At 40.8% G+C, this 23080-nt stretch carries 21 protein-coding genes and 2 tRNA genes; 12 read left to right on the top strand and 11 right to left on the bottom strand.

Annotated elements, in window-relative coordinates; genetic code table 11:
• Positions 1-3: 3 nt before the first annotated feature.
• The 3 genes from K9M52_RS09335 to ybeY all read right to left on the bottom strand — a co-directional run bounded on the left by K9M52_RS09335 (position 4) and on the right by ybeY (position 3408).
• Entirely contained in the window at positions 4-819 is an 816-nt protein-coding gene (locus K9M52_RS09335) for a hypothetical protein (protein WP_224071787.1), read from the bottom strand.
• 72 nt (positions 820-891) lie between these two features.
• Positions 892-2763 carry a tRNA uridine-5-carboxymethylaminomethyl(34) synthesis enzyme MnmG gene (gene mnmG, locus K9M52_RS09330; RefSeq protein WP_224071786.1) on the bottom strand — a complete coding sequence of 624 codons (1872 nt, stop codon included), beginning with the start codon at positions 2761-2763 and terminating at the stop codon, positions 892-894.
• Positions 2764-2955: 192 nt separating this feature from the next.
• The gene (gene ybeY / locus K9M52_RS09325) at positions 2956-3408 is read right to left on the bottom strand and encodes an rRNA maturation RNase YbeY (RefSeq protein WP_224071785.1); all 453 of its coding nucleotides are present in this window, start codon (positions 3406-3408) and stop codon (positions 2956-2958) included.
• Between the two features lie 95 nt (positions 3409-3503).
• Here ybeY and K9M52_RS09320 point away from each other — a divergent pair, with 95 nt between their 5' ends.
• Together K9M52_RS09320 and nadD are read left to right on the top strand one after the other, a co-directional pair.
• The gene (locus K9M52_RS09320) at positions 3504-3731 is read left to right on the top strand and encodes a FeoA family protein (RefSeq protein ID WP_224071784.1); all 228 of its coding nucleotides are present in this window, start codon (positions 3504-3506) and stop codon (positions 3729-3731) included.
• Between the two features lie 49 nt (positions 3732-3780).
• Positions 3781-4353, top strand: a complete 573-nt coding sequence (nadD, locus tag K9M52_RS09315) for a nicotinate (nicotinamide) nucleotide adenylyltransferase (protein ID WP_224071783.1) — start codon at positions 3781-3783, stop codon at positions 4351-4353.
• Positions 4354-4387: 34 nt separating this feature from the next.
• On the opposite strand, the gene chrA is transcribed toward nadD, so the two are convergent.
• Positions 4388-5644 carry a chromate efflux transporter gene (gene chrA, locus K9M52_RS09310; RefSeq protein WP_224071782.1) on the bottom strand — a complete coding sequence of 419 codons (1257 nt, stop codon included), beginning with the start codon at positions 5642-5644 and terminating at the stop codon, positions 4388-4390.
• A gap of 158 nt (positions 5645-5802) precedes the next feature.
• On the opposite strand from chrA, the gene K9M52_RS09305 reads away from it, so the two are divergent.
• A complete protein-coding gene (locus K9M52_RS09305) occupies positions 5803-6759 on the top strand; it encodes a diacylglycerol/lipid kinase family protein (protein ID WP_224071781.1) in 957 nt (318 codons plus the stop codon).
• Between the two features lie 6 nt (positions 6760-6765).
• Here the strand turns inward: K9M52_RS09305 and K9M52_RS09300 are convergent, their stop codons facing one another.
• The 3 genes from K9M52_RS09300 to gap form a co-directional block, all read right to left on the bottom strand.
• The gene (locus K9M52_RS09300; RefSeq protein ID WP_224071780.1) at positions 6766-7455 is read right to left on the bottom strand and encodes a hypothetical protein; all 690 of its coding nucleotides are present in this window, start codon (positions 7453-7455) and stop codon (positions 6766-6768) included.
• Between the two features lie 2 nt (positions 7456-7457).
• Complete coding sequence (locus K9M52_RS09295; protein WP_224071779.1) at positions 7458-7784, bottom strand: DMT family transporter; 327 nt, start codon at positions 7782-7784, stop codon at positions 7458-7460.
• Positions 7785-7904: 120 nt separating this feature from the next.
• A complete protein-coding gene (gene gap / locus K9M52_RS09290) occupies positions 7905-8918 on the bottom strand; it encodes a type I glyceraldehyde-3-phosphate dehydrogenase (protein WP_224071778.1) in 1014 nt (337 codons plus the stop codon).
• Positions 8919-9101: 183 nt separating this feature from the next.
• Between gap and K9M52_RS09285 the strand changes: the two genes are divergently transcribed.
• Together K9M52_RS09285 and purD are read left to right on the top strand one after the other, a co-directional pair.
• Positions 9102-9173 (top strand) — tRNA-Glu (locus tag K9M52_RS09285).
• Positions 9174-9320: 147 nt separating this feature from the next.
• Positions 9321-10598 carry a phosphoribosylamine--glycine ligase gene (purD, locus tag K9M52_RS09280; protein WP_224071777.1) on the top strand — a complete coding sequence of 426 codons (1278 nt, stop codon included), beginning with the start codon at positions 9321-9323 and terminating at the stop codon, positions 10596-10598.
• A 9-nt stretch (positions 10599-10607) separates the two neighbouring features.
• Here the strand turns inward: purD and K9M52_RS09275 are convergent, their stop codons facing one another.
• Complete coding sequence (locus K9M52_RS09275; RefSeq protein ID WP_224071776.1) at positions 10608-12389, bottom strand: AMP-dependent synthetase/ligase; 1782 nt, start codon at positions 12387-12389, stop codon at positions 10608-10610.
• A gap of 118 nt (positions 12390-12507) precedes the next feature.
• On the opposite strand from K9M52_RS09275, the gene K9M52_RS09270 reads away from it, so the two are divergent.
• From K9M52_RS09270 to K9M52_RS09255, 4 genes are all read left to right on the top strand, one after another.
• Positions 12508-12594 (top strand) — tRNA-Leu (locus K9M52_RS09270).
• Between the two features lie 356 nt (positions 12595-12950).
• The gene (locus K9M52_RS09265) at positions 12951-13733 is read left to right on the top strand and encodes an ester cyclase (protein ID WP_224071775.1); all 783 of its coding nucleotides are present in this window, start codon (positions 12951-12953) and stop codon (positions 13731-13733) included.
• Positions 13734-13927: 194 nt separating this feature from the next.
• The gene (locus K9M52_RS09260; RefSeq protein WP_224071774.1) at positions 13928-14341 is read left to right on the top strand and encodes a VOC family protein; all 414 of its coding nucleotides are present in this window, start codon (positions 13928-13930) and stop codon (positions 14339-14341) included.
• Between the two features lie 327 nt (positions 14342-14668).
• Positions 14669-15127: a VOC family protein gene (locus tag K9M52_RS09255; protein WP_224071773.1), complete on the top strand. Its 459-nt coding sequence runs from the start codon at positions 14669-14671 to the stop codon at positions 15125-15127.
• Between the two features lie 136 nt (positions 15128-15263).
• On the opposite strand, the gene K9M52_RS09250 is transcribed toward K9M52_RS09255, so the two are convergent.
• The 3 genes from K9M52_RS09250 to K9M52_RS09240 form a co-directional block, all read right to left on the bottom strand.
• Entirely contained in the window at positions 15264-17024 is a 1761-nt protein-coding gene (locus K9M52_RS09250) for a M56 family metallopeptidase (protein WP_224071772.1), read from the bottom strand.
• 32 nt (positions 17025-17056) lie between these two features.
• A complete protein-coding gene (locus K9M52_RS09245) occupies positions 17057-17440 on the bottom strand; it encodes a BlaI/MecI/CopY family transcriptional regulator (RefSeq protein ID WP_224071771.1) in 384 nt (127 codons plus the stop codon).
• 149 nt (positions 17441-17589) lie between these two features.
• Positions 17590-18159: a hypothetical protein gene (locus tag K9M52_RS09240; protein WP_224071770.1), complete on the bottom strand. Its 570-nt coding sequence runs from the start codon at positions 18157-18159 to the stop codon at positions 17590-17592.
• A gap of 343 nt (positions 18160-18502) precedes the next feature.
• Between K9M52_RS09240 and K9M52_RS09235 the strand changes: the two genes are divergently transcribed.
• The 3 genes from K9M52_RS09235 (at position 18503) to K9M52_RS09225 (ending at position 22862) form a co-directional block, all read left to right on the top strand.
• Positions 18503-19417: an AraC family transcriptional regulator gene (locus K9M52_RS09235; protein ID WP_224071769.1), complete on the top strand. Its 915-nt coding sequence runs from the start codon at positions 18503-18505 to the stop codon at positions 19415-19417.
• Between the two features lie 97 nt (positions 19418-19514).
• The gene (locus K9M52_RS09230) at positions 19515-20591 is read left to right on the top strand and encodes an aminotransferase class V-fold PLP-dependent enzyme (RefSeq protein ID WP_224071768.1); all 1077 of its coding nucleotides are present in this window, start codon (positions 19515-19517) and stop codon (positions 20589-20591) included.
• A gap of 63 nt (positions 20592-20654) precedes the next feature.
• Positions 20655-22862, top strand: coding sequence for a hypothetical protein (locus tag K9M52_RS09225; RefSeq protein ID WP_224071767.1), 2208 nt, complete (start codon positions 20655-20657; stop codon positions 22860-22862).
• The last annotated feature ends 218 nt before the right edge of the window (positions 22863-23080 follow it).

The raw sequence follows: 23080 nt of genomic DNA, 5'->3' as shown, positions 1-23080 counted from the left end.
AGCTTATTTTCCTCTTCTTTGCTCATAAGGAGAGAGGAAAATATTCTTTTCATACTTGTCTTCTGTTTTCTGATGGAGAAATTTTTTGTACGTGATTTTAATGTATTGACCCAGCTGTACATCGTTCATGCGTGAGAGATCTTCATAAGATGGCCGGTATACTTCCATATACTTATCCCGCTCAGCGTCATACAACCCTGTTATATCTTCTACAAGTTTTTTGGTGAAACGGTGGTTGACGTATCTTTCCTGTTCCACACTGAGGGCAAACTTCTGGTAGACTTTCTGCCTGCGGTTATAACCAAACCGGAATAGATTGACAATCGCATCCAGGTCAACGGCCATTCCACCGTTATCCCCTACACCGAAACTTTCACCCAGTGCCTGACTTGGTTTTTTGTAATTAAATATTTTTGCGTAATCCTCCCTTAAAGCCAGAGAATCTTCATAATAATTCCTGGCTCTTACCGTAACCGTGGGTAAGTATCCTTTTGGTGTTTGTGTGTAGGCTTTTGGTAAATAAATCTGGACCTCAAAATCTCTTGTATTTTTAATCGTGTCTACGGGGTACTTATGTGTGATTTTGTCTCTGAACTTGAACCAAATAGAATCATTTTTAGGGTCAATCTGGATCTGGTAACTGCCTGTTGAATCCGAAACGGCTCTCTTGCCGGATTGAGTAATGACAACGACTGAATCCAGCGGCGTCCGATACTTGTCCTGGTATACATGCCCCTTTACCGTCATTTGTGCAAATAAGACAGTAGCGGGAAAAAGGCCCCAGATAGAGATGAATAGTAAAATGCCGAATGGTTTCAAATGCGGTCGTATTAAATCAGGGTAATATTACTGATCTTTCCCTAAGCTTTCATTAATTTAATGGTAAAATGTTTACCTGCCCATATGAACCATCAGAATTTGAATATCAGCCGGATTTACGCCGCTTATTCTGCCTGCCTGCCCAATGGTTCTTGGACGGATTTTATTGAATTTTTGGATAGCTTCTGTGCCTAATGCGGTTATTTTATTATAATCAAATGAATCGGGTATTACTAAAGATTCCATCTGATTGATTTTATCAACAATTTCCTGTTCTTTTTCTATATATCTTTCATATTTTATCTGTATTTCAGATTGTTGAATATTATTTAAATTTTTAATATTAATAATATCCTTCAATATACCTACTTCATTGATCATATCTTCCAGTGAAACTGCAGGGCGGAGAATTATCTTAGAAAATTTCTGCTTTTCACTAATGGGTGTAGAACCGATTTTTTCCAAATAGGGATTGATCTGTTCAGGAGAAATGGAGGTTTGCTTTAACTGTTCAATCATCGCTGCGACGTCCGTTTTTTTCTGTTGAACTGTTTGGTAGCGCTCTTCTTTTGCCAAACCTAACTGGTAGCTTAACTCAGTCAACCTTAAATCGGCATTGTCTTGCCGTAATAATGTTCGATATTCCGCTCTGCTGGTGAACATCCGATAGGGCTCATCAGTGCCTTTATTGATCAGATCGTCAATGAGTACACCTATATAAGCTTCATTCCTTTTTAAAATTAATGGCTCCTTTTCTGATATGGCAAGATGTGCATTGATACCCGCCATTAATCCCTGACAGGCAGCTTCTTCATATCCGGTGGTTCCATTTATCTGCCCGGCAAAGAACAGATTTTTAATAAGTTTTGTTTCAAGATTTGCTTTTAACTGTGTAGGTGGAAAATAATCGTATTCAATGGCATAACCCGGGCGAAACATTTTTACATTTTCGAATCCTGGTACTTTTGACAGTGCCTTATATTGTACATCTTCCGGTAGGGAAGTTGAAAACCCGTTTACATAGATTTCGACTGTTTTGAACCCTTCGGGTTCAACAAACAATTGGTGTCGGTTCTTATCAGCAAACCGGTTTATCTTATCTTCGATACTGGGGCAGTATCTGGGGCCTGTTCCTTCTATTCTCCCTGTATACATTGGACTTCGATCAAAACCTGTTTTTAATAAGTCATGTACCTCAGTGTTTGTATAAGTAATATGGCAAGGCAATTGTTTGGCCGGGTCTAATTTATTGACTGTCTCGAGGTATGAAAATCCTGTGATTACATCGTCTCCTTTTTGGATTTCCATTTTTGAATAGTCCAGACTTCTGGCATCTACCCTGGGAGGAGTACCTGTTTTAAGCCTGTCACTTTGAAAACCCAGGCTTATCAGTTGTTCAGTAATGCCAGTCGCGCTTTTTTCAGCTACCCTGCCCCCTCCAAATTGCTTTTCGCCAATATGTATAATACCATTTAAGAAGGTTCCACTTGTAAGTATAACCGATTTAGCCTTGATTTCATGGCCTAGATTAGTCTTTACGCCTATAACTTGCTGATCTTTTACAAGAATACCCTGCACTGTGTCCTGATAGAAGTCGAGATTCTCTGTATGTTCAAGCATTTCTCTCCATGTTAAGGCGAACAACATGCGGTCATTTTGTGTGCGGGGACTCCACATGGCGGGACCTTTGCTTTTATTCAACATTCTAAACTGGATCATGCTCTTATCTGAGACAATGCCACTATAACCCCCCATTGCATCTATTTCCCGGACTATTTGACCTTTAGCGATTCCTCCCATAGCTGGATTACAGCTCATTTGAGCAATCGTATTCATGTTCATGGTAATAAGGAGCACTTTATTACCTAAGTTAGCGGCAGCGGCAGCAGCTTCACTTCCGGCATGTCCGGCTCCAGCCACTATAACATCATATTCCTGAAACATAATTAAAATTTATAGGGTGCAAAGGTAGTTGATTAATTATTAAATTGATGTTTCACGTGAAACAGTTGATTAGACTAAAACTATATATTGAATTACCATATTGTCGTTAGCGCGCTTTGGTTATACATAAGATAGTAAGTAAAAAGGTTCCACGTGGAACCTTTTTACTTACTATCTTATGGTGATTAATACCTATCTTAATTTAGTTCCACGTGGAACACTTGTCCTATAGTACTTTTTTATGTAGTAATCCTCCATTTTTCGCATCAATACCGCTTCTTTTGCTGTCTTATCTTTATAGTGGCAAAGATGTAGGGCACCGTGAAATAAAACACGAAGCATTTCCTTTTCAAAAGGCTCCTGTAAGGTCTTTGCATTGTCTTTTACCCTATCAACACTAATGTAAACCTCTGCTATTGTATCTTTAGTAGAACTTAATTCAAACGTAAGGATATCTGTGTAATAATCATGTTTTAGCTGTTGCTTATTCATATCAAGCAGTGTATCGTCAGAGCAGAATATGTAGTCAATTGATTTGAGGCCTTTCTTTTCAGATTTGAAAATTGTTGCTATAAAAGCTTTAATTGCGGTTTTATTCTTTAAATGAAGCTGTTTGTCTAAGTAATTAAAGGATACTCTTTGCATGGTTTGTTGTTTAATTGTCAAAATTCGGAAATTATCTCGAAAAAGCCTGCCTAATGGTTGAAATCAGTTAATTTTGCGTTTATAATTTTCTATATATGAAGAAGTTGTCAGAAATCCGTGTTGGAAAAGCCGTCGTAATTAGGGAATTTTCTAATAATGAAATATTTATTAAGTTAATGGAGATGGGTTGTATTCCAGGTGAAATTATTAAAGTAGAACAAATTGCCCCATTGGGTGATCCTATATCCATCTCTGTAGTGGGCTATAATTTAAGCTTGCGGATAAATGAAGCCGAGAATATACTCGTTGAAGAGGTAGTCTAGCATGTCTTCCTGATTTTTCTTTAATGTTATATTATTCCATTCTTTTAATATGAAGATAGGTTTATACTTTGGATCCTTTAATCCGATTCATACTGGTCATCTTATCATTGCCGAGCACGTACTAAATTATACTGATTTAGATAGGGTATGGTTGGTAATATCGCCACAGAATCCACTCAAACCTTCCAGCACTTTGTTGGGCGAATATGACCGGTTGCATTTGGTTAATCTTGCTATTGAAAACAGTAGCCGACTAAAAGCGGTAGACGTAGAATTTCGATTGCCGAAACCTTCTTATACTATTACAACGCTTACTTATCTGACTGAAAAATATCCGGATGATGAATTTACCGTGATCATGGGGTCTGACAGTTTTAATAATTTGCCCAAATGGCGAAATTATGAACAGTTAATACGTGATTATTTATTTTTGATTTATTTAAGGCCCGGTTTTCCGGTTGAAAGATTAAACCCTGGCATAAATGCACATATCCTGGAAGCACCTATGCTGGATATATCTGCATCGTTTATCCGGAAAAATATTCAAGAAAATAAATCCATCCGTTTTCTAGTGCCAGAAAGGGTTGTTGACTATATCGAGACAAATAACTACTTTAAATAGAATAACATTACATATTAAAAATATTTATTATTACTTAAAATATAACCCCTAACAGGAGACAAATAATTACGATATAAGGAGCCGGAACCCGGGTATATTTAAGTAATAAAAACGTTCCGGCAATAGTTGTTATATTAATAATATGTTCTATATTTCCATCGATAACATTTACGGAAATATCTTTCATAAGATATAGAGAAGAAGCTGATATGATGGCAACCACGGCGGCATTAATGCCTTCAAGTGAGCGGTAAATAATTGCATATTTTTTTAAATTATTCCATACGGGAAAGAAAAAAAGAATAAGCAAAGTTGAGGGGAGAAAGATGGCAACTGTCGCGATAACACAACCCCAAAACTGTGCTGACGGCCCTCGGTCTTTCAGGACCATTCCTCCTACAAAAGAACTGATGGTAAATGTTGGCCCCGGAATGGCCTTCAGCATACCATAGCCAGTTAGAAAGGCATCATTGTCCATTTTCAATACCCCCATATTTTTTTCCTGAACGCCTTTAGTCGTGGGACGTACAACATACTGTTCATACATCAACGGGGCCAGCACATCTCCCCCCCCGAATGTGAGTGAACCAAAGCGATAACAGTTTTCAAAAAGATTATATTTACCGCGTTGACTCCAGTTATTTTTACGCGCTGTTTCTGAAAGAACACCGGCCAGGATGAAAATGGCGAAAAATATTAAGATATTTCCCCAACGGATCTTTTTGGTTGCTGTTTCTATTTGCGGAATACGCTTATGGCTGAAATTGGTGGTAATGCCGGCAGCAATGATTACGGCAGGAAAGATCCAGGGAGTTTTAAAAAAACTATAGGTCAAAACAGTACCGATAACCAGGATGGCCTTAGTAATGGTGTTATTGATGGATATTCTACACAATTTTACTGCTGAAAATGCGATAAACCCCACAGCCATCGGTTTGATGTATTTGAAGAGCTCTTTGGTATCAATGGCACTTTTATCCAGATAGTCCAGTAAAAACGACAGACTACCCATAATGATACTGGCTGGTAAAACCCACGTTATTAAAGCTAGTATGGCCAGAATCAGACCACCCCTTTTATAGCCAATCAGTGTAATTGTCTGTGAAGAGGATGCACCCGGTAACATCTGGCAAAAAGCATTGTATTCCAGGAGTTCATTTTCCGTAATATCTTTCCTTTGCTGCACAAAGGTTTTAAGCATCATGGCAAAATGACCCTGCGCCCCTCCGAATGCAGTTAAAGTATACCATAGAACGGCCTTTAGAAAGCTTAAGTGCCTGATTAGTTTCAAAATAATATATGAAGCTTTGTCGTTGTGAGGCTTAAAGATAATTAAAATTTTAATTCGGTTCGAGGCTTTTGATTCCTATTAATTTGCTGGATTTATTAACAGATTTTATGTGATTAAACAAATATCTTTGTTGCCTAACGAATGCAAATGGTATCATTATGGAGCATATACAAACGATACAACAGCCAAATGTGCAGCGCGTAGCCATTCAAAAAAAAGAGCGTAAGCTAATCTATCTCGTAAATCCGATCTCCGGAACAGCTAAAAAAGAAACCCTTGTAACACTTATTGAAAAGATCAGTAAAGAAAGAGGGCTTCATTCGGAGATTATGCCTACGAATAAACGAGGCAACTATGATTTTCTGATTGATAAGATCCAAAAAGAAGATATTACGGATATTGTAATCATCGGAGGTGACGGAACAGTAAACCATGTGGTAGGCGCTTTATACAATGAACCGGTTACTTTCGGAATAATTCCCTACGGCAGTGGAAATGGACTGGCCAGAGCAGCAGGTATTCCTTCTAAACCCAAACTGGCTTTTGAACTGATCCTGGATGGCGACGCGAAATATGTAGATGCTTTTAAAGTAAACGGGCATTTTGCCTGCATGCTGAGCGGTGTCGGTTTTGATGCGAAAGTTGCTCACGATTTTGCGACAAAAAGTAATCGGGGTTTACTTACTTATACACAACAAAGTATTATCAATTATTTTAAGGCGCAGCCTTATCAGTTCGAAATTGAAGTGGATAAGTTTTCATTTTTTTCTGATGCTTTTTTTATCAGTGTAGCGAATGCGAATCAGTTCGGGAATAACGTCACGATCGCACCGGAAGCCAAATTAAATGACGGTTTACTGGATATCGTAGTCGTACAGAAAATGAATAAAGCCAAATTACCCTTTGCCGTGCTTCAACAAGTACGTGGCAATAATAAGTTACAACAACTGGTAGAGGAAGTAACCAATAAGAATATTCTGTATTTTCAGACCCCTGAAATTAAAATTAAAAATCTGTTGAATGCCCCGATGCATATTGATGGAGAACCCATTGATTTTGCGCCTGAAATTAATGTTCAGATTCTTAAAAACGCTTACAGGCTTATTCGGCCATAGGTGAATTTAATTTAAGCGATCCTTTGGATAGATGACTTCACTGGAACTCTTGAATTTATAGGATTCTACTTTAGGTAATGCGGGCTGTGGATTGCTTACACGAATCTGGCTCATCGGGTCTTTAGAAATATGAAGGGTTTCTTCCTCCGTTTTGCTTTTCTTCTCAGAACTTTCCTGTAAAACGGACCCATTATTAATTCGTATTAATATGATATATTTTCCATTTTTGTCTTTAATGTTTGTACAATTTATTTTATAATCTGTCGTGGCTACCTTAGAAAGTATATTTTCTTTTTCTTTTGATCTGTAAAGATTACCAAATTGCTTATTACCTAATTGAAGCATTAGTGCCGCATCACTGTTTGCATCAAAAAAGTGGCTTTTTTCATTGGAGTAACTGTTGTTGGCTCCATTATTAAAGTCAAATCCTGGAAGCGTCAGGCTAAATGTATAAGATATATTGGCATTTTTATACTGCGTGATACCAATACAGCTGATTTTTAATGTTTTGCTGAATTTTGAATAAGTGATATCATTACCTAATACTTGGATTGTATTGGGAAGCTCGTCAAATGACAGGGATAAAAGCGCCTTTTCGGAATTGCCCTTCTGTTGGTCCGGTTGGGCCCTTACCCATCCGGAGAGTAACAGTAAAGAAATAATGGCCAGTAGTGTCTTTTTTGTAACTATATTCATAATTAATGTGATACTGCTTTAAGCCCCACAATGGAACCAATCAGCGTGAATAGGAAAAAGACCCGCCAAAAACTGGCTGGTTCTTTAAACCATAATATACCTACCAAAACAGTGCCGACAGCGCCAATTCCTGTCCAGACTGCGTAAGCTGTTCCGATAGGGAGCGCCTGCGTTGCCTTAATCAGTAATAACATACTGACTGTCAAACTGATCACAAAACCGCTATACCATAGGACCGCGGTTGACCCACTGGACTGATTGCCTTTTTCCAGACAAGTAGCAAAGCCTACTTCGAATAACCCTGCAATAATTAGAATGAACCAGTTCATTGTTAGAATTGTTTATAAATAGAAAATGTTCTTGCAAAATATCCGGCTTAAATAGCAAAAGGGTAGGTCTCAACGACATACCCCTTTGTTATTTAAATGTCAGAATTCTATTAAGAAGAATTATTTAGAGATCAAGCCAGCGAAATAATGAACAGTACGAACCAGTTGAGATACATAACTCATTTCATTGTCATACCAGCTGGTGACTTTTACCAGCTGTTTGTCGCCGAATTCAACCACTTTAGTTTGTGTCGCATCGAACAACGAACCATAATGGATGCCGATGATATCGGAGCTGACGATAGGATCTTCATTGTAACCGAAGCTTTCATTGCTCGCTGCTTTCATTGCGGCATTAACTTCTTCAACAGAGGTCTTTTTAGCTAAAACAGCGGTAAGCTCTGTTAATGAACCGGTGATAACAGGAACGCGCTGGGCACCTCCGTCTAATACACCTTTCAGTTCTGGCAATACCAGGCCGATTGCTTTAGCTGCACCAGTAGAATTTGGAACAATGTTCTGGGCAGCAGCGCGGGCACGACGCAGGTCATTTTTCGGATGTGGTGCGTCCAGTGTATTCTGGTCGTTGGTATAAGCGTGAACAGTGGTCATGCTACCTACTTCAATTTTGAAAGCGTCATTTAACGCTTTAGCCATAGGAGCCAGACAGTTGGTCGTACAAGATGCGCAGCTGATGATCGTTTCACTGCCATCCAGGATCTCATGGTTAACATTGAAAACAATTGTCTTCAGGTCACCGGTTGCCGGAGCAGAGATCACCACTCTTTTCGCACCTGCTTTTAAGTGTGCAGCTGCTTTATCTTTATCGGCAAAGAAGCCTGTAGATTCAATAACAACATCTACATCATGCTCTCCCCACGGAATCTGAGATGGATCTCTTTGGGCATATATATTGATTTCTTCACCATTGACGATGATAGATTTGTCAGTGCTTGTTACGGTACCTTCAAAACGGCCCTGGGCACTGTCATATTTAAGCAGGTGGGCTAACGTTGATGGGTTGGTAAGGTCATTAACAGCCACAACATCGATCCCTTCCATATTATAAATTTGGCGGAAAACGAGACGACCAATGCGACCAAATCCGTTGATCGCAACTTTAACTGAACTCATATCGAATTTATTTTTGTTTTGAATAATGTGATGCGAATTTACAGGAAAGACTGGAGTTATAATAAAGAATTAACATTTTTCTCGTGAATAACCGTTTGTTTGCAAACATTTGTTTTTCAGAAATGTTGAAAAATATTTGGTCAAAATTTAAATTATATTACCTTTGCAATCCCAAACGATTACGGAGCGTTGGTCAAGGGGTTAAGACACCTCCCTTTCACGGAGGAATCACGGGTTCGATTCCCGTACGCTCTACAAAGGAAAGGTTTAAAAGTTGCAAAGGCCGCTAATTCAACAATTAGCGGCTTTGTTTGTTTTTAGACCTATCTTAAATTTTAAAAGAAGAAAGGAAAAATGCCCTGGCTTTTTTAATTTCGCGGGAGTTTTATTAAAATCTGTTATATGAATATACTCATATTGGGGTCTGGAGGTAGAGAGCATGCCCTGGCCTGGAAAATCAAGGAAAGTAAACATTGTGATAAGGTGTTTATTGCACCCGGTAATGCAGGAACAGCTGCTGTGGGTCAGAATGTCCCCATTGACGTAAACGATTTTGATGCGATCAAACAATTTGTGATTGATAACAAGGTCACCATGTTGGTGGTAGGACCTGAAGACCCGTTGGTAAATGGCGTCTATGACTATTTTCAGGGGCAGCAGGATTGGAAGGGAATGGTTATCGCGCCCTCCAGAGCTGGAGCTCAGCTGGAAGGCAGCAAGGCTTTTTCCAAAAAATTTATGGAACGCCATCGGATTCCAACAGCCTCTTATGCGGAGTTTAATGCAGATAATTATCAGGAGGGTAAAACTTATATAGCAAGCCATAGCCTGCCTGTTGTCCTGAAAGCCGATGGTCTGGCAGCAGGCAAAGGTGTCGTCATCGCTCAAACCCACGAGGAAGCGCTCAAGACGTTTGAAGAAATGATACTCAACAAACAATTTGGAGAAGCGTCTTCCAAAGTGGTCATTGAGCAGTTCCTGGACGGCATCGAAGTAAGTGTCTTTATATTAACTGATGGCAAAGATTATAAGATTATTGGCCATGCAAAAGATTATAAGCGCATTGGTGAAGGCGACACCGGGCTGAATACCGGCGGAATGGGTTGTGTTACGCCGGTCCCTTTTATGGATACTTCTTTCATGGAGAAAGTAGAGAACCAGATTATACGCCCGACAGTTGAAGGCATTGCTAAAGAGGAAATTGACTATAAAGGATTTATATTCTTCGGCCTGATTAACGTCAAGGGGGAACCAATGGTCATTGAATATAACTGTCGCATGGGAGATCCGGAAACGGAAGTAATTATGCCTAGTCTGAATGCAGATATAGTAGACCTGTTCCTGGCTGTCTACTATGGAGGATTAAATGAGGTAAATATACAACCGGCCGTGCAGTCTTGCGTTACTGTAGTAGCCGTAAGTGGAGGCTATCCCGGATCTTATGAGAAGGGGAAAAAAATCACCCTTCCCGAATTAAAACAAAACAATGAAAGCCTGATCTTTCACGCAGGCACTCAATTGCAGGGAACGGATATCCTGACAAATGGAGGCCGAGTGCTAGCCATTACTTCTTTTGGGGAAAACATTGAGGCGGCGGCGGAAAAATCCCGGCAGCTTCTAAAAGACATTCATTTTGACGGGATTCAGTATAGAAAGGATATTGGTTATGAATTTAAATAAAGGATTGATCTAGGCAAATAATTTATCAATAGAATCCTTATATTTTTGTATTACGACTTTGCGACGAACGCTTAGTTTAGGCGTCAATTCTCCGGAATCGATTCCCCAGGGCTTGGAAAGCAACATATGCTTTTTTATCTGCTCTGTCTGACTAAGGGTCTGGTTGATTTTTTGAATATGATCCTTATAGAGTTTCTTTACTTCCGGCAAAGCAATCGCCTGTTCCAGACTATTATAAGGTAGATTGTTTCTTTCTGTCCAGGATTTAAGAGCTTCTGCCTGAGGCACGATGAGTGCACCTACATATTTTTGTTCCGCCCCGACAATTATGGCTTGCTCGACAATCTCCAGCTCTTTTAATTTGTTTTCTATGGGCTGAGGCGCCACATACTTACCTCCCGAAGTCTTGAAAAGCTCTTTTTTTCTGTCTGTGATTTTTAAGAACATCCCTTCCATTAATGTACCGATATCGCCCGTATGTAACCAGCCGTCCATAATGGTGGCTGCAGTGAGTTCCGGTTTTTTATAATAGCCCTGCATGACGGTCGGCCCTTTTACACAGATTTCTCCATCTGCCTCTAATTTAAATTCAAGGCCGTCCATTACAGGACCAACGGTTCCGATCATGTTTTCGTTACGGACATGACGATTCACAGAAATGACCGGGCTGTTTTCGGTTGGGCCATAGCCTTCGTATACCGGAATCCCTGCCGCATTGAATATTCTTAGTAAACGTTGCGGGCAGGCAGCGCCTCCTGTAATTATATACAATATCTCCCCTCCCAGCGCCTCCTGCCATTTTGAAAAAACCAGTTTGCGGGCCAGCTTTAGTTCTGCCTTATACAGAGGACTTTTCCATTTTCTATTATCATATTGTTCTCCCACACGAATGGACCAGTTAAATACTTTCTTCTGCGCTCCTTTTAATTGCTGCCCGGTTTTATTGATTTTTTCAAAAACCTTTTCCAGTAGCCGGGGAACGGTCATAAAGATATGAGGCTTTATTTCTTTAATATTCTGTCCGATCATTTCCATCCCTTCCGCAAAATAAATACTGATCCCGCTAAACAGATATACGTAGCTGATACATTTTTCAAAAATATGATTCAGCGGCAAAAAGCTAAGTGCCCTGAGCGAAGGGTTATCCGGAAAAGGGAAGCTCTCCTTGGCCAGCATCGCGCAACTCAAAATATTTCGATGAGACAGCATGACCCCTTTGGGATGACCGGTGGTGCCGGAAGTATAAATAATCGTTGCAAGGTGATCACCTGTGATATTGGCTTTAATCTCTTGTACTGAAGCAATAGAGGTTTCATCAGCCATATCCTGAATGGAGGTCCAATTGGGGCTGTCTGTATCATTAAAAGTATACACAAATTGAATGCTTGGAACAGATTCCAGAATTGCGCTGTATTTTTTAAGTAACAGTTGATTAGATATAAATACCATCTTAACGGCTGATTCCTGAAAAATATACAAGAGCTCTTCAGGAGGAGTCGTAGGGTATATCGGCACCAGAATGGCACCAATTTGTTGAACAGCGAGATCGGCTATAATCCATTCCGGCCGGTTCTCTGAAATAATAGCCACCTTATCGGCTCCTTCCGCGGTAAAATCGCCCGCGTTGATACCCATTTTATGAAGGCCCGCCGCCATATGTAAAGAAGCTGTTCCTACTTCCAGCGTAGAAATGGATTTCCACAGACCATCTTCTTTATGCACCAACATATCTTTTTTTGAGAAATTGCGCTCTTGATAATCAATTGCGTCATATAATCGTGTGGGTACCATATTACAATGTCATTTTTTAGGGCTTCGGCAATTAAAAATACAAAAATTCCGCAGCACATAAAATTATTCTGCACTAAATAAAGATATAATGTAAACATACCTTATTTTTGCGCTCCATGCGGAGGTGGCGAAATTGGTAGACGCGCTACTTTGAGGTGGTAGTGCCCGTTAGGGCTTGGGAGTTCGAATCTCCTCTTCCGCACCAGGAAAACATTATAAATCCCGTAGATCAATGATTTATGGGATTTTTTGCTTTATACACCACTTACTGTTCGTTTGCTTGTCAAAGTTCTCGCAAGGCAAAAAACTGAACCGGAGATGTTAAATTGTTACCGGATATTCTCTATTAGTTTTTATCTCAGCCTCTAATCGGTAAATCAATGATTTTTTACAAGTTTCAGAGGCCAGGGTGTCTCAAATTTGCGGTATGAAACATCTATAATTAAAATCATTCTTATGCGATACAAAAGGGCCAGGAGGGCATTTATAATTGCTTTGTTATTTTCAGTCAGTTTTGCATTTGCACAGGGAAAATCAATCCATTTAACTAAAACAAAAAAAATGAAAGAGTATATATTATTGATTCGTTTACCACGTCATTATGGTGCTGAAGAGGCGACAACTGTTAGAGCAAAGTGGACAGCGCTGACGGATCACTGGAAAGAGCAGGGTATTTTTGTAACCAGCTTTGTCTTCCCAAGTGAAAGCTACGTGGTTTCATCAAATGACAAAGTTGTCAATGAGGAAGTTGTTGCCAATGGCTTAAGGCTTATCAGTTGCCTTATTATAAGAGCCTCGGCGTTCGAAGACGCATTGCAATTAGCGAAAAAATGCCCCATTTTAGAGCAAGGTGGTACAATAGAGGTGAGGGAAGTTCAACCCAGGCCTGATATAAAAACGCCTACAGCAGAGGAATTAGAAAACAAGAAGACCATACGCTTCCTGTATGAAAATATCCTGAATAATAAAAAGTTTGAACTATTGGACCGAGTTATTTCACCGGAGTATACCGGAATAGGAAATACGAACGGGAAAGGAGTAGAAAGCTTTCGGAGTACAGTACAGGCAGTCATAGATGCCTTTCCAGATATTCAATGGAATATTCTAGATATGATGGCAGATGGAGATAAGGTCATTGTACGCTGGACATGGAACGCTGCTCATACGCAGCCATTTAGAAGTATTCCCGCCAGTGGTAAAACTGTAACAGACAACGCAATTGTTGTATACCAGTTGCGGGACGGGAAGGTCATAAATGCCTGGATGCAGGGAGACCGGCTGGGTGTCTTGCTGCAGATAGGACTTATTCCTCCAGGCTTAATCCCCGCACCGCCGGATAAATAAAGAGGAGTATAGACCGGGGCTTAAAATAGAAAGCTTCAGCGGTGTTGAAAATATTTGGCTTGCGGTTTGTTTGCGTTTAAAAAAGGACTTAGCAGGGTCGTGCAGATTCGTGTGATTCTTTATTGACGATGACAATATTGTTACCGCATACGATAACCTTATATATAGATAAAGAGATAATTTTAAAGAAAGCCATGAAGACAAAAATAAATAAGCTTATTCCATACCTGAATTTTGAAGGAAATTGTGAAGAAGCATTGAATTACTATAAGGACATTCTGGGCGGTACAGTAGAAATCCTGGTTAGATATGATCATTCGCCAATAATTGTTCCAGATAATTTTAAAGACAAAGTGTTGCACGGCAGGCTCAGCTTTGGGAATCTGGAAATATTTGCAAGCGATATTTCTCCGGAGAGTCCTGCAAAAAAGAACAGTGGAGATGTTGCCCTGTCTCTGGAGGTCTCTAATGTGGAAAACGGAATAAAGATATTCAATCATCTTGCTGAGGCAGGAACAATACTGGTTCCTTTTGAAAAGCAATTTTGGGGTGCTTGGCATGGGAATGCTATAGATAAATATGGAATCCGCTGGATGGTGAACTGCTAAGCCTGCAATGCCGTTGTGTGATCCTGGGCGGCATATATGTTCTGCAATATTCACTTCCCATAACTTCTAACAGGCTCGGTTATAATGGTCTTGAAGGTCCGTTATTAACGGATCTTCAAGACCATTTTTTGCCGGGCTCCATTGGGGATCTTATCACCGAAATTTTCAGCGTTATCCGTATATAGAACTAAAGGAGCCGGAAAACGGAGTAGCGGATAACCGGTCAAAGGGACTTTGTATGAAAAGTTTATTCCCATCCGACAAACAAAAGGTATCTTTAACGAACAGTTCATTTTAAATTACTTATTTGACTAAAAGAAATATTAAATGAAAAACAAAAGTATTGTCACACTGGTCTTTATTCTCTTGATGGCAGGATCCATTAAATCACAGGCATTAAAAACAGGGGCTTCGCTGAATCATATTGCAGTATATGTTTCGGACCTGAAGATCAGCACTGACTTTTACCGGCAAATAATCGGACTGGATACGATGCCGGAACCATTTCATGATGGCCGGCATACTTGGTTTTCTGTCGGACCTAAAATTATGTTGCATTTAATTCAGGGTGCATCGGGCAAAACAAAACATGACAAAAACAGTCATTTATGCTTTACAGTAAGTTCTGTTGGCGATTTTATCCATAATCTGGATAAGCATCATATTAAGTTCGAGAGCTGGGAAGGGAAAAAGCAAACATACACGGTAAGAGTTGACGGCGTTAAACAGATTTATTTTACTGACCCCGATGGCTACTGGATAGAAGTAAATGATGCAAGAGAGTAGCGTCTAAAAGGGATTAAAAATTGTCATCTCAAAAATCACATAAATATAAACTTATTGCAATTATGGTAATTACTTAAAAAGGGCAGCTCATCATAGTGCTGCCCTTTTTCCTGGAATTGCCAAATGCGCTGAGGAATTACTTTTCACTACCCTCATCCATCCATTTCATTTGCTGGATATCCGCTTTTAGTTTTTCAAGTTGTGCTTTGAACTTGGGATCATTTAATACCTTGAAAGCCATGTCTTTTGACCTTTCCGCCATTTCCCTGATTTTTTGCGCCATTTCCGGATTCTCTTTCATTTGTTTAGCCATCTCTCTGGCCTTTAAGCGAATTTCTGTAAGCTGTTTTTTCCAGGCCGTATCATTTTTAAATTGAAGGGCAATAGCCATACTTTTGTTACGGATTTCCTCCAGTTGTTTTTGCATTTCAGGAGAAGGCTTATAGTCTTTTGCCATGTCCTGCGCGCTTTTTTCCAAATCTCGCATTTGTCTTTTAAGCTCGGGGTTTTCTTGCATTTTATGAGAAAGCGCTTTTGCGTCTTTGGTAATTTTGTCGAGCGCTTCTTTCCAGGAGGGGTCTTGTTCAAATTTTAGAGCGAGCGCCTGTGCTTTCTGCTGAATAGCTCTGGAGCGTTCTTTCCAACTCGTGTCATTTGCAAACTTCTGGGCAATCTGTTGCGCAGACTTTGTGATCTCATCTACCTGCTTTTGAATCTCAGGAGATAGAGAATCTCTGTGAATAACGGTTCTGTGCCTGCTCTGAGGAGCGCTGTCTTTAGCTATACCCTCCTTGTTATAGGTGCCTCCGGTCAGTTCTGGTGTATTTTGCGTTGTGATCTGTTTGATTTCTTTTTTTTGTTGAACAGCATTGTCAGGGCTTAACCAGGCGATACAGCCAAGGCCAACGACGATGAGTAATAAAGAGAGCGCCTTTTGTTTGACGGTCATAATGGGGTTTTGTTTCATGGTAAATAGTTTAATGCGGTTTAAAAGTTTAAAGGATCTATGTCCATTGGCTGCAAGCGTAAGTTGTTTTGTCCCATTAATCTTCTCTAAAGCGAGTAGTGCGGTTGCATAGGTATAGGCAGATACTTCACGGATCACGAGCTCATCACAAGCTTTCTCCCTTTCTTCCCGCATGATCTTGGAAAGCAACCATACAAAAGGATTGAAGAAGAATACGGCTTCAATGACAGATTGGATAAAGTTGACCAGATAGTCCTGACGGCGGATATGGGCCAGCTCATGGGTGATAATTGCTTCTATTTGTGCGGTTGTCAGATGGGTGAGGATTGACACAGGCAAGAGGATGACGGGCTTAATAAATCCCATCATGACAGGCACGTTCACTTTGTCTGATAAATAGAGCCTGACATTATTATAGATATGAAGTTGTCCGCATACCTGCTGCATATGGGCGATATAGGACGGGGGTGCCGCAAATATGCCCCTCGTTTTGAGTACACGTGTTTGTTTATAAGCAAATATGATTCGAATGGTCATAATCACTACCCCTATTATATATACACATAATGCCAGTGGCAAACACTTGCTTAGCTGAAATCCTCCGCTTCCCAGTTCTTCTGTATATAACCCAGATAATAAAGGGAACTCTCCCGGATAAAACAGCATGGCGGCTTCGTGGGCCGTTAATGACTGGGAAAGCGTTGCCTGTGTGGCCAGATGATGCAGAAAGGTCTGAATAAACCAGCAGGCAATGATCAGCTGTCCGGCGGCGGCTATATTATATTTGATGCGGGCCGGAGCGTTTTTATTGAGACGCAATAATCCATAGACAACAATAAATATTAATCCCGCCTGCCATAAACTGGCCAGCAGGCTTAATGCCAGCGACCTAAACGATGGATTGGATAACCAGTCAAATAATGTTTGCATAAACGCTGATTAAAGGATAAAAAATATTTGAATTAGTTTTCTTTTTGCCGAAGCCCTTCCAAATACGCTTTGATCTCATTAATTTCCTTATCAGAAGGATTATAGTTACCTAAAGCATGCATGACCAAGTTGGTGGAGGACCCCTTAAACATAGAGTCAATTATTTTATCTACAGCCTGTTTTTGTCCATTCACCTCAGAAATCGCTGCTGCATATATATGTGTCTTTGCAGATTCATCACGGGTCAAGAGACCTTTTTCAAACATGATCTGCATTAATTTAAGAGAAGTTGTATAGCCGGTTTGTTTGGTATTCCCCAATGCCTCATGTACAGTCCTTACAGAGCTTGGACCCTTTTCCCAGAGAATCTGTAATATCTCCAGTTCGCTGTCAGTTATTTTCCTGTTTGTCTTCATCTACGATTGTTTTCGTAGACAAACCTACGAAAAATTTCGTAATTGGAGTTGGATTAAGAAAAATTTAGCAATTACTGACAGGACATAAAAAAGCCGGACCTTGTAAAAGGCCCGGCTTGGAAAATGATTAGGTTGTCCCTTGGGTTATATTAAAAATCAAAATCAGTGCTGAATACATAATTATCCTGAGATAAAACTACTTTGTAGTTACCGTGAAGGCTCTTGGAGAAATCAAAACCTTTAGCAACGGAAGCGGCATCTGTTTTAACGGTATTAACAACAGAACCGTTCTGGTTGTATACATTGATTTCTACTTCTTTCTGATCAGGATTGGTGAAAAATACGTTTAAAATATCGCCTTGTTTTCTAAAGATGGGTTTTACAAACAGATCAGATTTGTCAGCTATTGTAACAAGTCCGTCTATCTTTTGTACCTGCGTGGTTTCAATGGATCTTGTATTTTCTACTTTAATGTAGTAAGTGCCATCCGGAACCATTGAAAAGTCGATGTTTTTGAATGAGCCCGCTTTCATGTCGCTTAATTCATACAAGCTGTTACCATTTTCATCGGAAACAGAGATGTTATGCAGATTAGGCGCATCGCTGATCATTACCTTTACAATGCCATTAGAAAGAACATTGATGTTGCCGGCTTTGGCAAATGCAGTCATTAAGGTAAAAGCTACTGCAGTTAAACTGTACTGAATGAACTTTTTCATTTTTATATTTTTTTAGTTGGTTACTTCCTTTTGTTTCTGATGCAAAGGTAGAGTGCTGCCAACCGGATTATAACATGAATTTAATCCAAAAACTATGGTATTTTGTTCAATTATCGTTAGTTTTGTAGTAACAATTTGATAATATTGCACAACCATCCGTTAGTTTATTAACATCTTATTGTGAAGTTCTGCGGTGCAGTGCTAACGACGCCTGTTAAAGGGGCTAAAAAACCTGAAACAGGGCCATTTTTAGCTAAAAAAGAGCAAAAAGAATTCTTGGATGCTGCAATATTGTTAACGAAACCGGTCATTGGTTAAATCATAATAACAAAAGTCTATTGATATGGAATCTACGTTTAAACCCCGCATTGAAATAATAAAGCCTGAGGTAGGATATTCTTTTTTTTATAAACGCTATGATGCACAACACCCCAATCCTACTACAGCTGCCTGGCATTATCACCCTGAATTCGAATTAGTATATGTGAATGAAGGAGCCGGTAAAAGGCAGGTAGGAACACATTTGTCCCATTATCGTAACGGAGACTTAATCTTAATCGGCTCCAACCTTCCCCACTGCGGGTTTACCCGGACCCTCAGCGGAACGCAAAGGGAAACCCTGGTGCAGTGGCGGATGGAAGCTTTCGGCGAAGGCTTTTTTCAGATTCCTGAATTAAAACCCATATTGCGCTTATTTGAACAGGCAAAAAGCGGAATGGTCTTTCATGGAGAAGACAAAAGAACTATCGGCGCTGTCCTGGAATCCATGGAGTACCACAGGGGCCCGGAAAGGTTTCTTACGCTTTTAAAGGCGCTTACAATGATGGCCGGCGCCAGTCAGTATACGGTCCTTAATGCAGGGCGTATTTTGCTGGAAGCCAGGATGGAAGATCAGGAAAAAATTAATAGCATCTTCAACTATGTCAAAGAGAATTTCAATGAGGAAATCGCACTGTCGGATATTGCGGCACAGGTATTTCTGACTCCTTCCTCTTTCTGTAAGTACTTTAAAAAGATAACGAATAAGACATTTGTACAGTATCTGATTGAATACCGGTTGATTCATGCAGCGAAATTGCTGCATGAAAGCAAACTGGCCATCTCAGATATCTGTTATGAATGTGGCTTTAATAACTATAGCCACTTCAATAAAAAGTTCAAAGAGGTAATGGGCAGAACACCGTTGCAATACAGGAATGAATTAAGGGCACCCAGCTCAATGGAGCCGCTTTCTCCTGAGGCTGCTTTCGGACTGTAAACGACACAAAACAAACTTAAATCAAATGTGAATTTATCCTGTCCGGCAGGAATATTTTGTAATTTGTGGAACAGAAGCCACCACTAAAATATTATTTATGCAACCTGATTCCAATGGAACGATATATCTGAATACCGCGGGATGCGGACTGATTTCTGCAGACAGCCTGAAAGCCGGAGCGGATGTTTACAATGCCTTTGCGGTAGACAGTTCGACCAGATCTGAACGCTGGCGTGAGACGGAGGATCCGGCCTACAGAAAAACGCTGGCGGGCTTTCTCGAGGTGGACGAAAGCAGGTTGGGTTATATTCCCAATTTCTCTTATGCCATGAATATGGTGGTTCAATCCTTAAGGGGCGATGAGCGGGTCCTGGTCTATAAAAACGATTATCCTTCCATTATCGCTCCATTTGTACAAAATGGGTTTGCTGTACATACAATGGATAGTGAAAAAGGATTTTCGTTGCGTCTTGAAACGATCGCACAGATTTTCACAGAACAAAAAATTGATATTCTGGCCATTGGCCATGTACAGTGGCAGACTGGATTTAAAATAGACCTGTCGGATCTGACAGCGCTCTGTAAAAAACATCATGTTAAACTGATTGTTGATGCGACGCAAAGCCTGGGTGCCATACCCATTCCCATGCAAAAGCTGGATATTGATGTACTGATCGCCAGCAATTATAAATGGATGAACAGCGGTTTTGGCAATGGCATTATTTATTTCGATCCGTCTTTTCTGGCGGTTTATCCGCCAGTCGTCATTGGTGCGGCATCCCTGGAGTATGCGGGACAAGCCAGAAGTTATGAACCGGGCGGATTAAATATCTATGGGCTGGCGTTACTCAACCAGGCGATCCGGGAAAAAAAGATGTTCGGCGCCAGTCAGATCCATGCACATAATATGCGCCTTACCAAAACGCTTTTAGACGGACTGGCGATCCATAGAGATAAAATTGAAATTTACGGAGACTATACGATCGACAACAGAGCTTCCATTGTTGTATTAAAGGATGTCATCAATCATCATGGCTCTTTAGGTGCCTTCCTGGCGGCGGCAGGGATTGTAGTGACAAATAGAGGAGGGACACTTAGAATCAGCATGCATTTTTATAACCAACCCGAAGAGGTCGGATATTTATTGCAAAAGATCGAGGACTGGCTGAAATAAACGCCTTTTATTTCAGTCGTCATTAATAATGTTTATCCCTGGCTCAAAAACTATTATTTCCTTATGAAAGTTCTGTCTTTTTCCATTCGTAGCTGCTGTGTTATACTGACCCTGTGTTTGTTGCAATGGTCAGGGCTATACGGGCAAACAGAAAAACCAACAGCGCAACCACGAGGTAAAACCTCTTTTCAGATCGCAGACCCCTGGGATGCCCGTTACGATGTTCGCGCTGATATTGTCATGGTATATGGCATTAATGATGCAGGCGGCCGTTTTGAAGCGCGTGTAAAAGGCTGGCGGGATAAAGGATATAATGTCCAGTTTATGACAGGATCTGCCTGGGGGCAGTATAAAGATTATTTTCTGGGTCAGTATGATGGAAAGCAACATTTTGACGAAGGGCAGACGATGAAAAACGGGGAGATCATCTGGCATGGTCATAATGTACCTTATATCGTTCCGACCCAAAACTATTTAGGCTATCTAAAGACACATATTAAAAGGGCTATTGACGCGGGCGTTACAGCAGTATATCTCGAGGAGCCTGAGTTTTGGGCCAGGGCGGGTTATAGTGCGGCTTTTAAAAAGGAGTGGCTGGATTATTATAAATTTCCCTGGCAGCCGCAGGATAGCAGTGCCGAAGCCACGTATCTTTCTTCAAAACTTAAGTATCATTTATATTACCGGGCGCTGGATTCGCTGTTCTCCTATGCAAAAAGGTACAGCCGAAGTAAAGGAAGAGAGGTCTCTTGTTATGTGCCTACCCATTCGCTGGTTAATTATTCTTCCTGGCAGATTGTTAGCCCTGAAGCAAGTCTCGCCAGTCTTAAAAGTGTAGACGGGTATATTGCGCAAGTATGGACCGGAACTTCAAGGGAGCCGGTATATTATGACGGCGTGAAAAAGGAACGTGTATTTGAAAATGCCTTTCTGGAATATGGCTCTATGGTGTCTATGACAGCTCCGACCCATCGCAAGATCTTTTTATTGACAGATCCGATAGAAGACAGAAAGCGAAGCTGGGATGATTATAAAAGAAATTATGAAGCGACCTTTACAGCCGAACTGATGTATCCCAGTGTGACTAGTTACGAAGTTATGCCATGGCCCAGCAGGATTTATTTAGGAAAGTTTCAGGTAGAAGGAGAAAAAGAAAAGCAACCTATCCCTGTTGACTATGCGACTCAGGTGCAGATAATGATCAATGCTTTACAGCAAATGCCCAGCTCTTCCAACAAGGTTAGTGGCAGCGGTGGTATCGGCGTATTACTGAGCAATTCGATGATGTTTCAGCGTTTTCCGACCCATGACGGATATGAAGACCCACAGTTATCCAATTTCTATGGAATGGCGCTGCCTCTGCTGGAGGAAGGTGTGCCGGTAGAAACGGTACATATGGAAAACCTGACCTACCCGGCTACCTTAAAGAATATCAAAGTCCTTATCATGAGTTACGCCAATATGAAACCGCCGTCCTCCCAGACACACCGATACCTGGCTGCCTGGGTTAAGCATGGCGGCCGGTTAATTTATTACGGAAGGGATGACGATCCGTTTCAGTCTGTCCGGGAATGGTGGAATACAGATGGCGCCCACAATAAAACGCCCTCGGAAGATCTATTTAAACAACTAGGCATTGAATACAAACCGGGAAAAGAGGTCTATACTGCAGGGAAAGGCCAGATCTGGGTGATAAGAAAGGATCCTAAAGAGCTGGTGATGCAAAAGAAAGGTGGCGCTGGTCTGTTGGATGTGGTACAGACAGCGTATAAAAACACGGCGCTACATAAAAAGGAGCTAATCAGACAAAACTATTTTACACTAAACAGAGGGAATTATATCGTTGCTGCTGTTTTGGCGGACGGGCCCTCTCAAAAGCCGTTGATCTTAAAAGGGCATTTTGTTCGTTTATATGACCCCGATCTGCCGGTCGTGCAGAAAATCACCCTGCAGCCCGGTATGCAGGCGCTGCTCTATGATTTAGATAAGATTACAGGGCATACACCCCAAGTGATTGCTGTTGCCGGAAGGGTATATGATAGCCTCTGGCAGGCAGAAAAAAATCTATACACTTGTCAGGTAAAGGGGCCTGTGGGAACCGTCAATAGCATGCGCATTCGAATGAAAAATGCGCCAAAAGGCATCCAGCTGAAGGATAAAAACGGGAAGACTGTGCCGCCAAAAAAGACCGAATGGGATGCGGCGTCCTCGACTTTATTATTAAAGTTTGATCATCAGGATGGCGGTGTATACCTTCAAATTCAGTTATAACAGGATCCTGACAGATAAAACCGTGTAGCCGGACACGCAACTGACCGTGATTTTGACCAGAGAATAGCTACGATTCAGAAGGTCCTTTTCGATGGAATGTCGCTGTCAAAATTATATTGGAAACACAGCCTGGCGGCGCCAGGTCGTTCGCTGTTTATCGTTCATGCAAACTGACCGATCAACAATAAAGCGGTGAATGAGTCTGGCAGCCAGAAAAT

This window comes from Arachidicoccus terrestris (assembly GCF_020042345.1).
In the GTDB taxonomy this organism is placed as follows: domain Bacteria; phylum Bacteroidota; class Bacteroidia; order Chitinophagales; family Chitinophagaceae; genus Arachidicoccus; species Arachidicoccus terrestris.
This window is presented reverse-complemented; position numbering and strand designations above follow the sequence as displayed.

Excerpts from the sequence above, each read along its gene's own strand:
- K9M52_RS09235 (WP_224071769.1), top strand. The coding sequence starts at position 18,503 with ATGGAATCTACGTTTAAACCCCGCATTGAAATAATAAAGCCTGAGGTA.
- K9M52_RS09240 (WP_224071770.1), bottom strand. The coding sequence starts at position 18,159 with ATGAAAAAGTTCATTCAGTACAGTTTAACTGCAGTAGCTTTTACCTTA.
- nadD (WP_224071783.1), top strand. The coding sequence starts at position 3,781 with ATGAAGATAGGTTTATACTTTGGATCCTTTAATCCGATTCATACTGGT.
- K9M52_RS09255 (WP_224071773.1), top strand. The coding sequence starts at position 14,669 with ATGAAAAACAAAAGTATTGTCACACTGGTCTTTATTCTCTTGATGGCA.
- gap (WP_224071778.1), bottom strand. The coding sequence starts at position 8,918 with ATGAGTTCAGTTAAAGTTGCGATCAACGGATTTGGTCGCATTGGTCGT.
- K9M52_RS09275 (WP_224071776.1), bottom strand. The coding sequence starts at position 12,389 with ATGGTACCCACACGATTATATGACGCAATTGATTATCAAGAGCGCAAT.
- K9M52_RS09265 (WP_224071775.1), top strand. The coding sequence starts at position 12,951 with ATGAAAGAGTATATATTATTGATTCGTTTACCACGTCATTATGGTGCT.
- K9M52_RS09300 (WP_224071780.1), bottom strand. The coding sequence starts at position 7,455 with ATGAATATAGTTACAAAAAAGACACTACTGGCCATTATTTCTTTACTG.
- K9M52_RS09245 (WP_224071771.1), bottom strand. The coding sequence starts at position 17,440 with ATGAAGACAAACAGGAAAATAACTGACAGCGAACTGGAGATATTACAG.
- K9M52_RS09320 (WP_224071784.1), top strand. The coding sequence starts at position 3,504 with ATGAAGAAGTTGTCAGAAATCCGTGTTGGAAAAGCCGTCGTAATTAGG.
- purD (WP_224071777.1), top strand. The coding sequence starts at position 9,321 with ATGAATATACTCATATTGGGGTCTGGAGGTAGAGAGCATGCCCTGGCC.
- mnmG (WP_224071786.1), bottom strand. The coding sequence starts at position 2,763 with ATGTTTCAGGAATATGATGTTATAGTGGCTGGAGCCGGACATGCCGGA.
- K9M52_RS09295 (WP_224071779.1), bottom strand. The coding sequence starts at position 7,784 with ATGAACTGGTTCATTCTAATTATTGCAGGGTTATTCGAAGTAGGCTTT.
- K9M52_RS09260 (WP_224071774.1), top strand. The coding sequence starts at position 13,928 with ATGAAGACAAAAATAAATAAGCTTATTCCATACCTGAATTTTGAAGGA.
- K9M52_RS09225 (WP_224071767.1), top strand. The coding sequence starts at position 20,655 with ATGAAAGTTCTGTCTTTTTCCATTCGTAGCTGCTGTGTTATACTGACC.
- ybeY (WP_224071785.1), bottom strand. The coding sequence starts at position 3,408 with ATGCAAAGAGTATCCTTTAATTACTTAGACAAACAGCTTCATTTAAAG.
- K9M52_RS09250 (WP_224071772.1), bottom strand. The coding sequence starts at position 17,024 with ATGCAAACATTATTTGACTGGTTATCCAATCCATCGTTTAGGTCGCTG.
- K9M52_RS09305 (WP_224071781.1), top strand. The coding sequence starts at position 5,803 with ATGGAGCATATACAAACGATACAACAGCCAAATGTGCAGCGCGTAGCC.
- K9M52_RS09230 (WP_224071768.1), top strand. The coding sequence starts at position 19,515 with ATGCAACCTGATTCCAATGGAACGATATATCTGAATACCGCGGGATGC.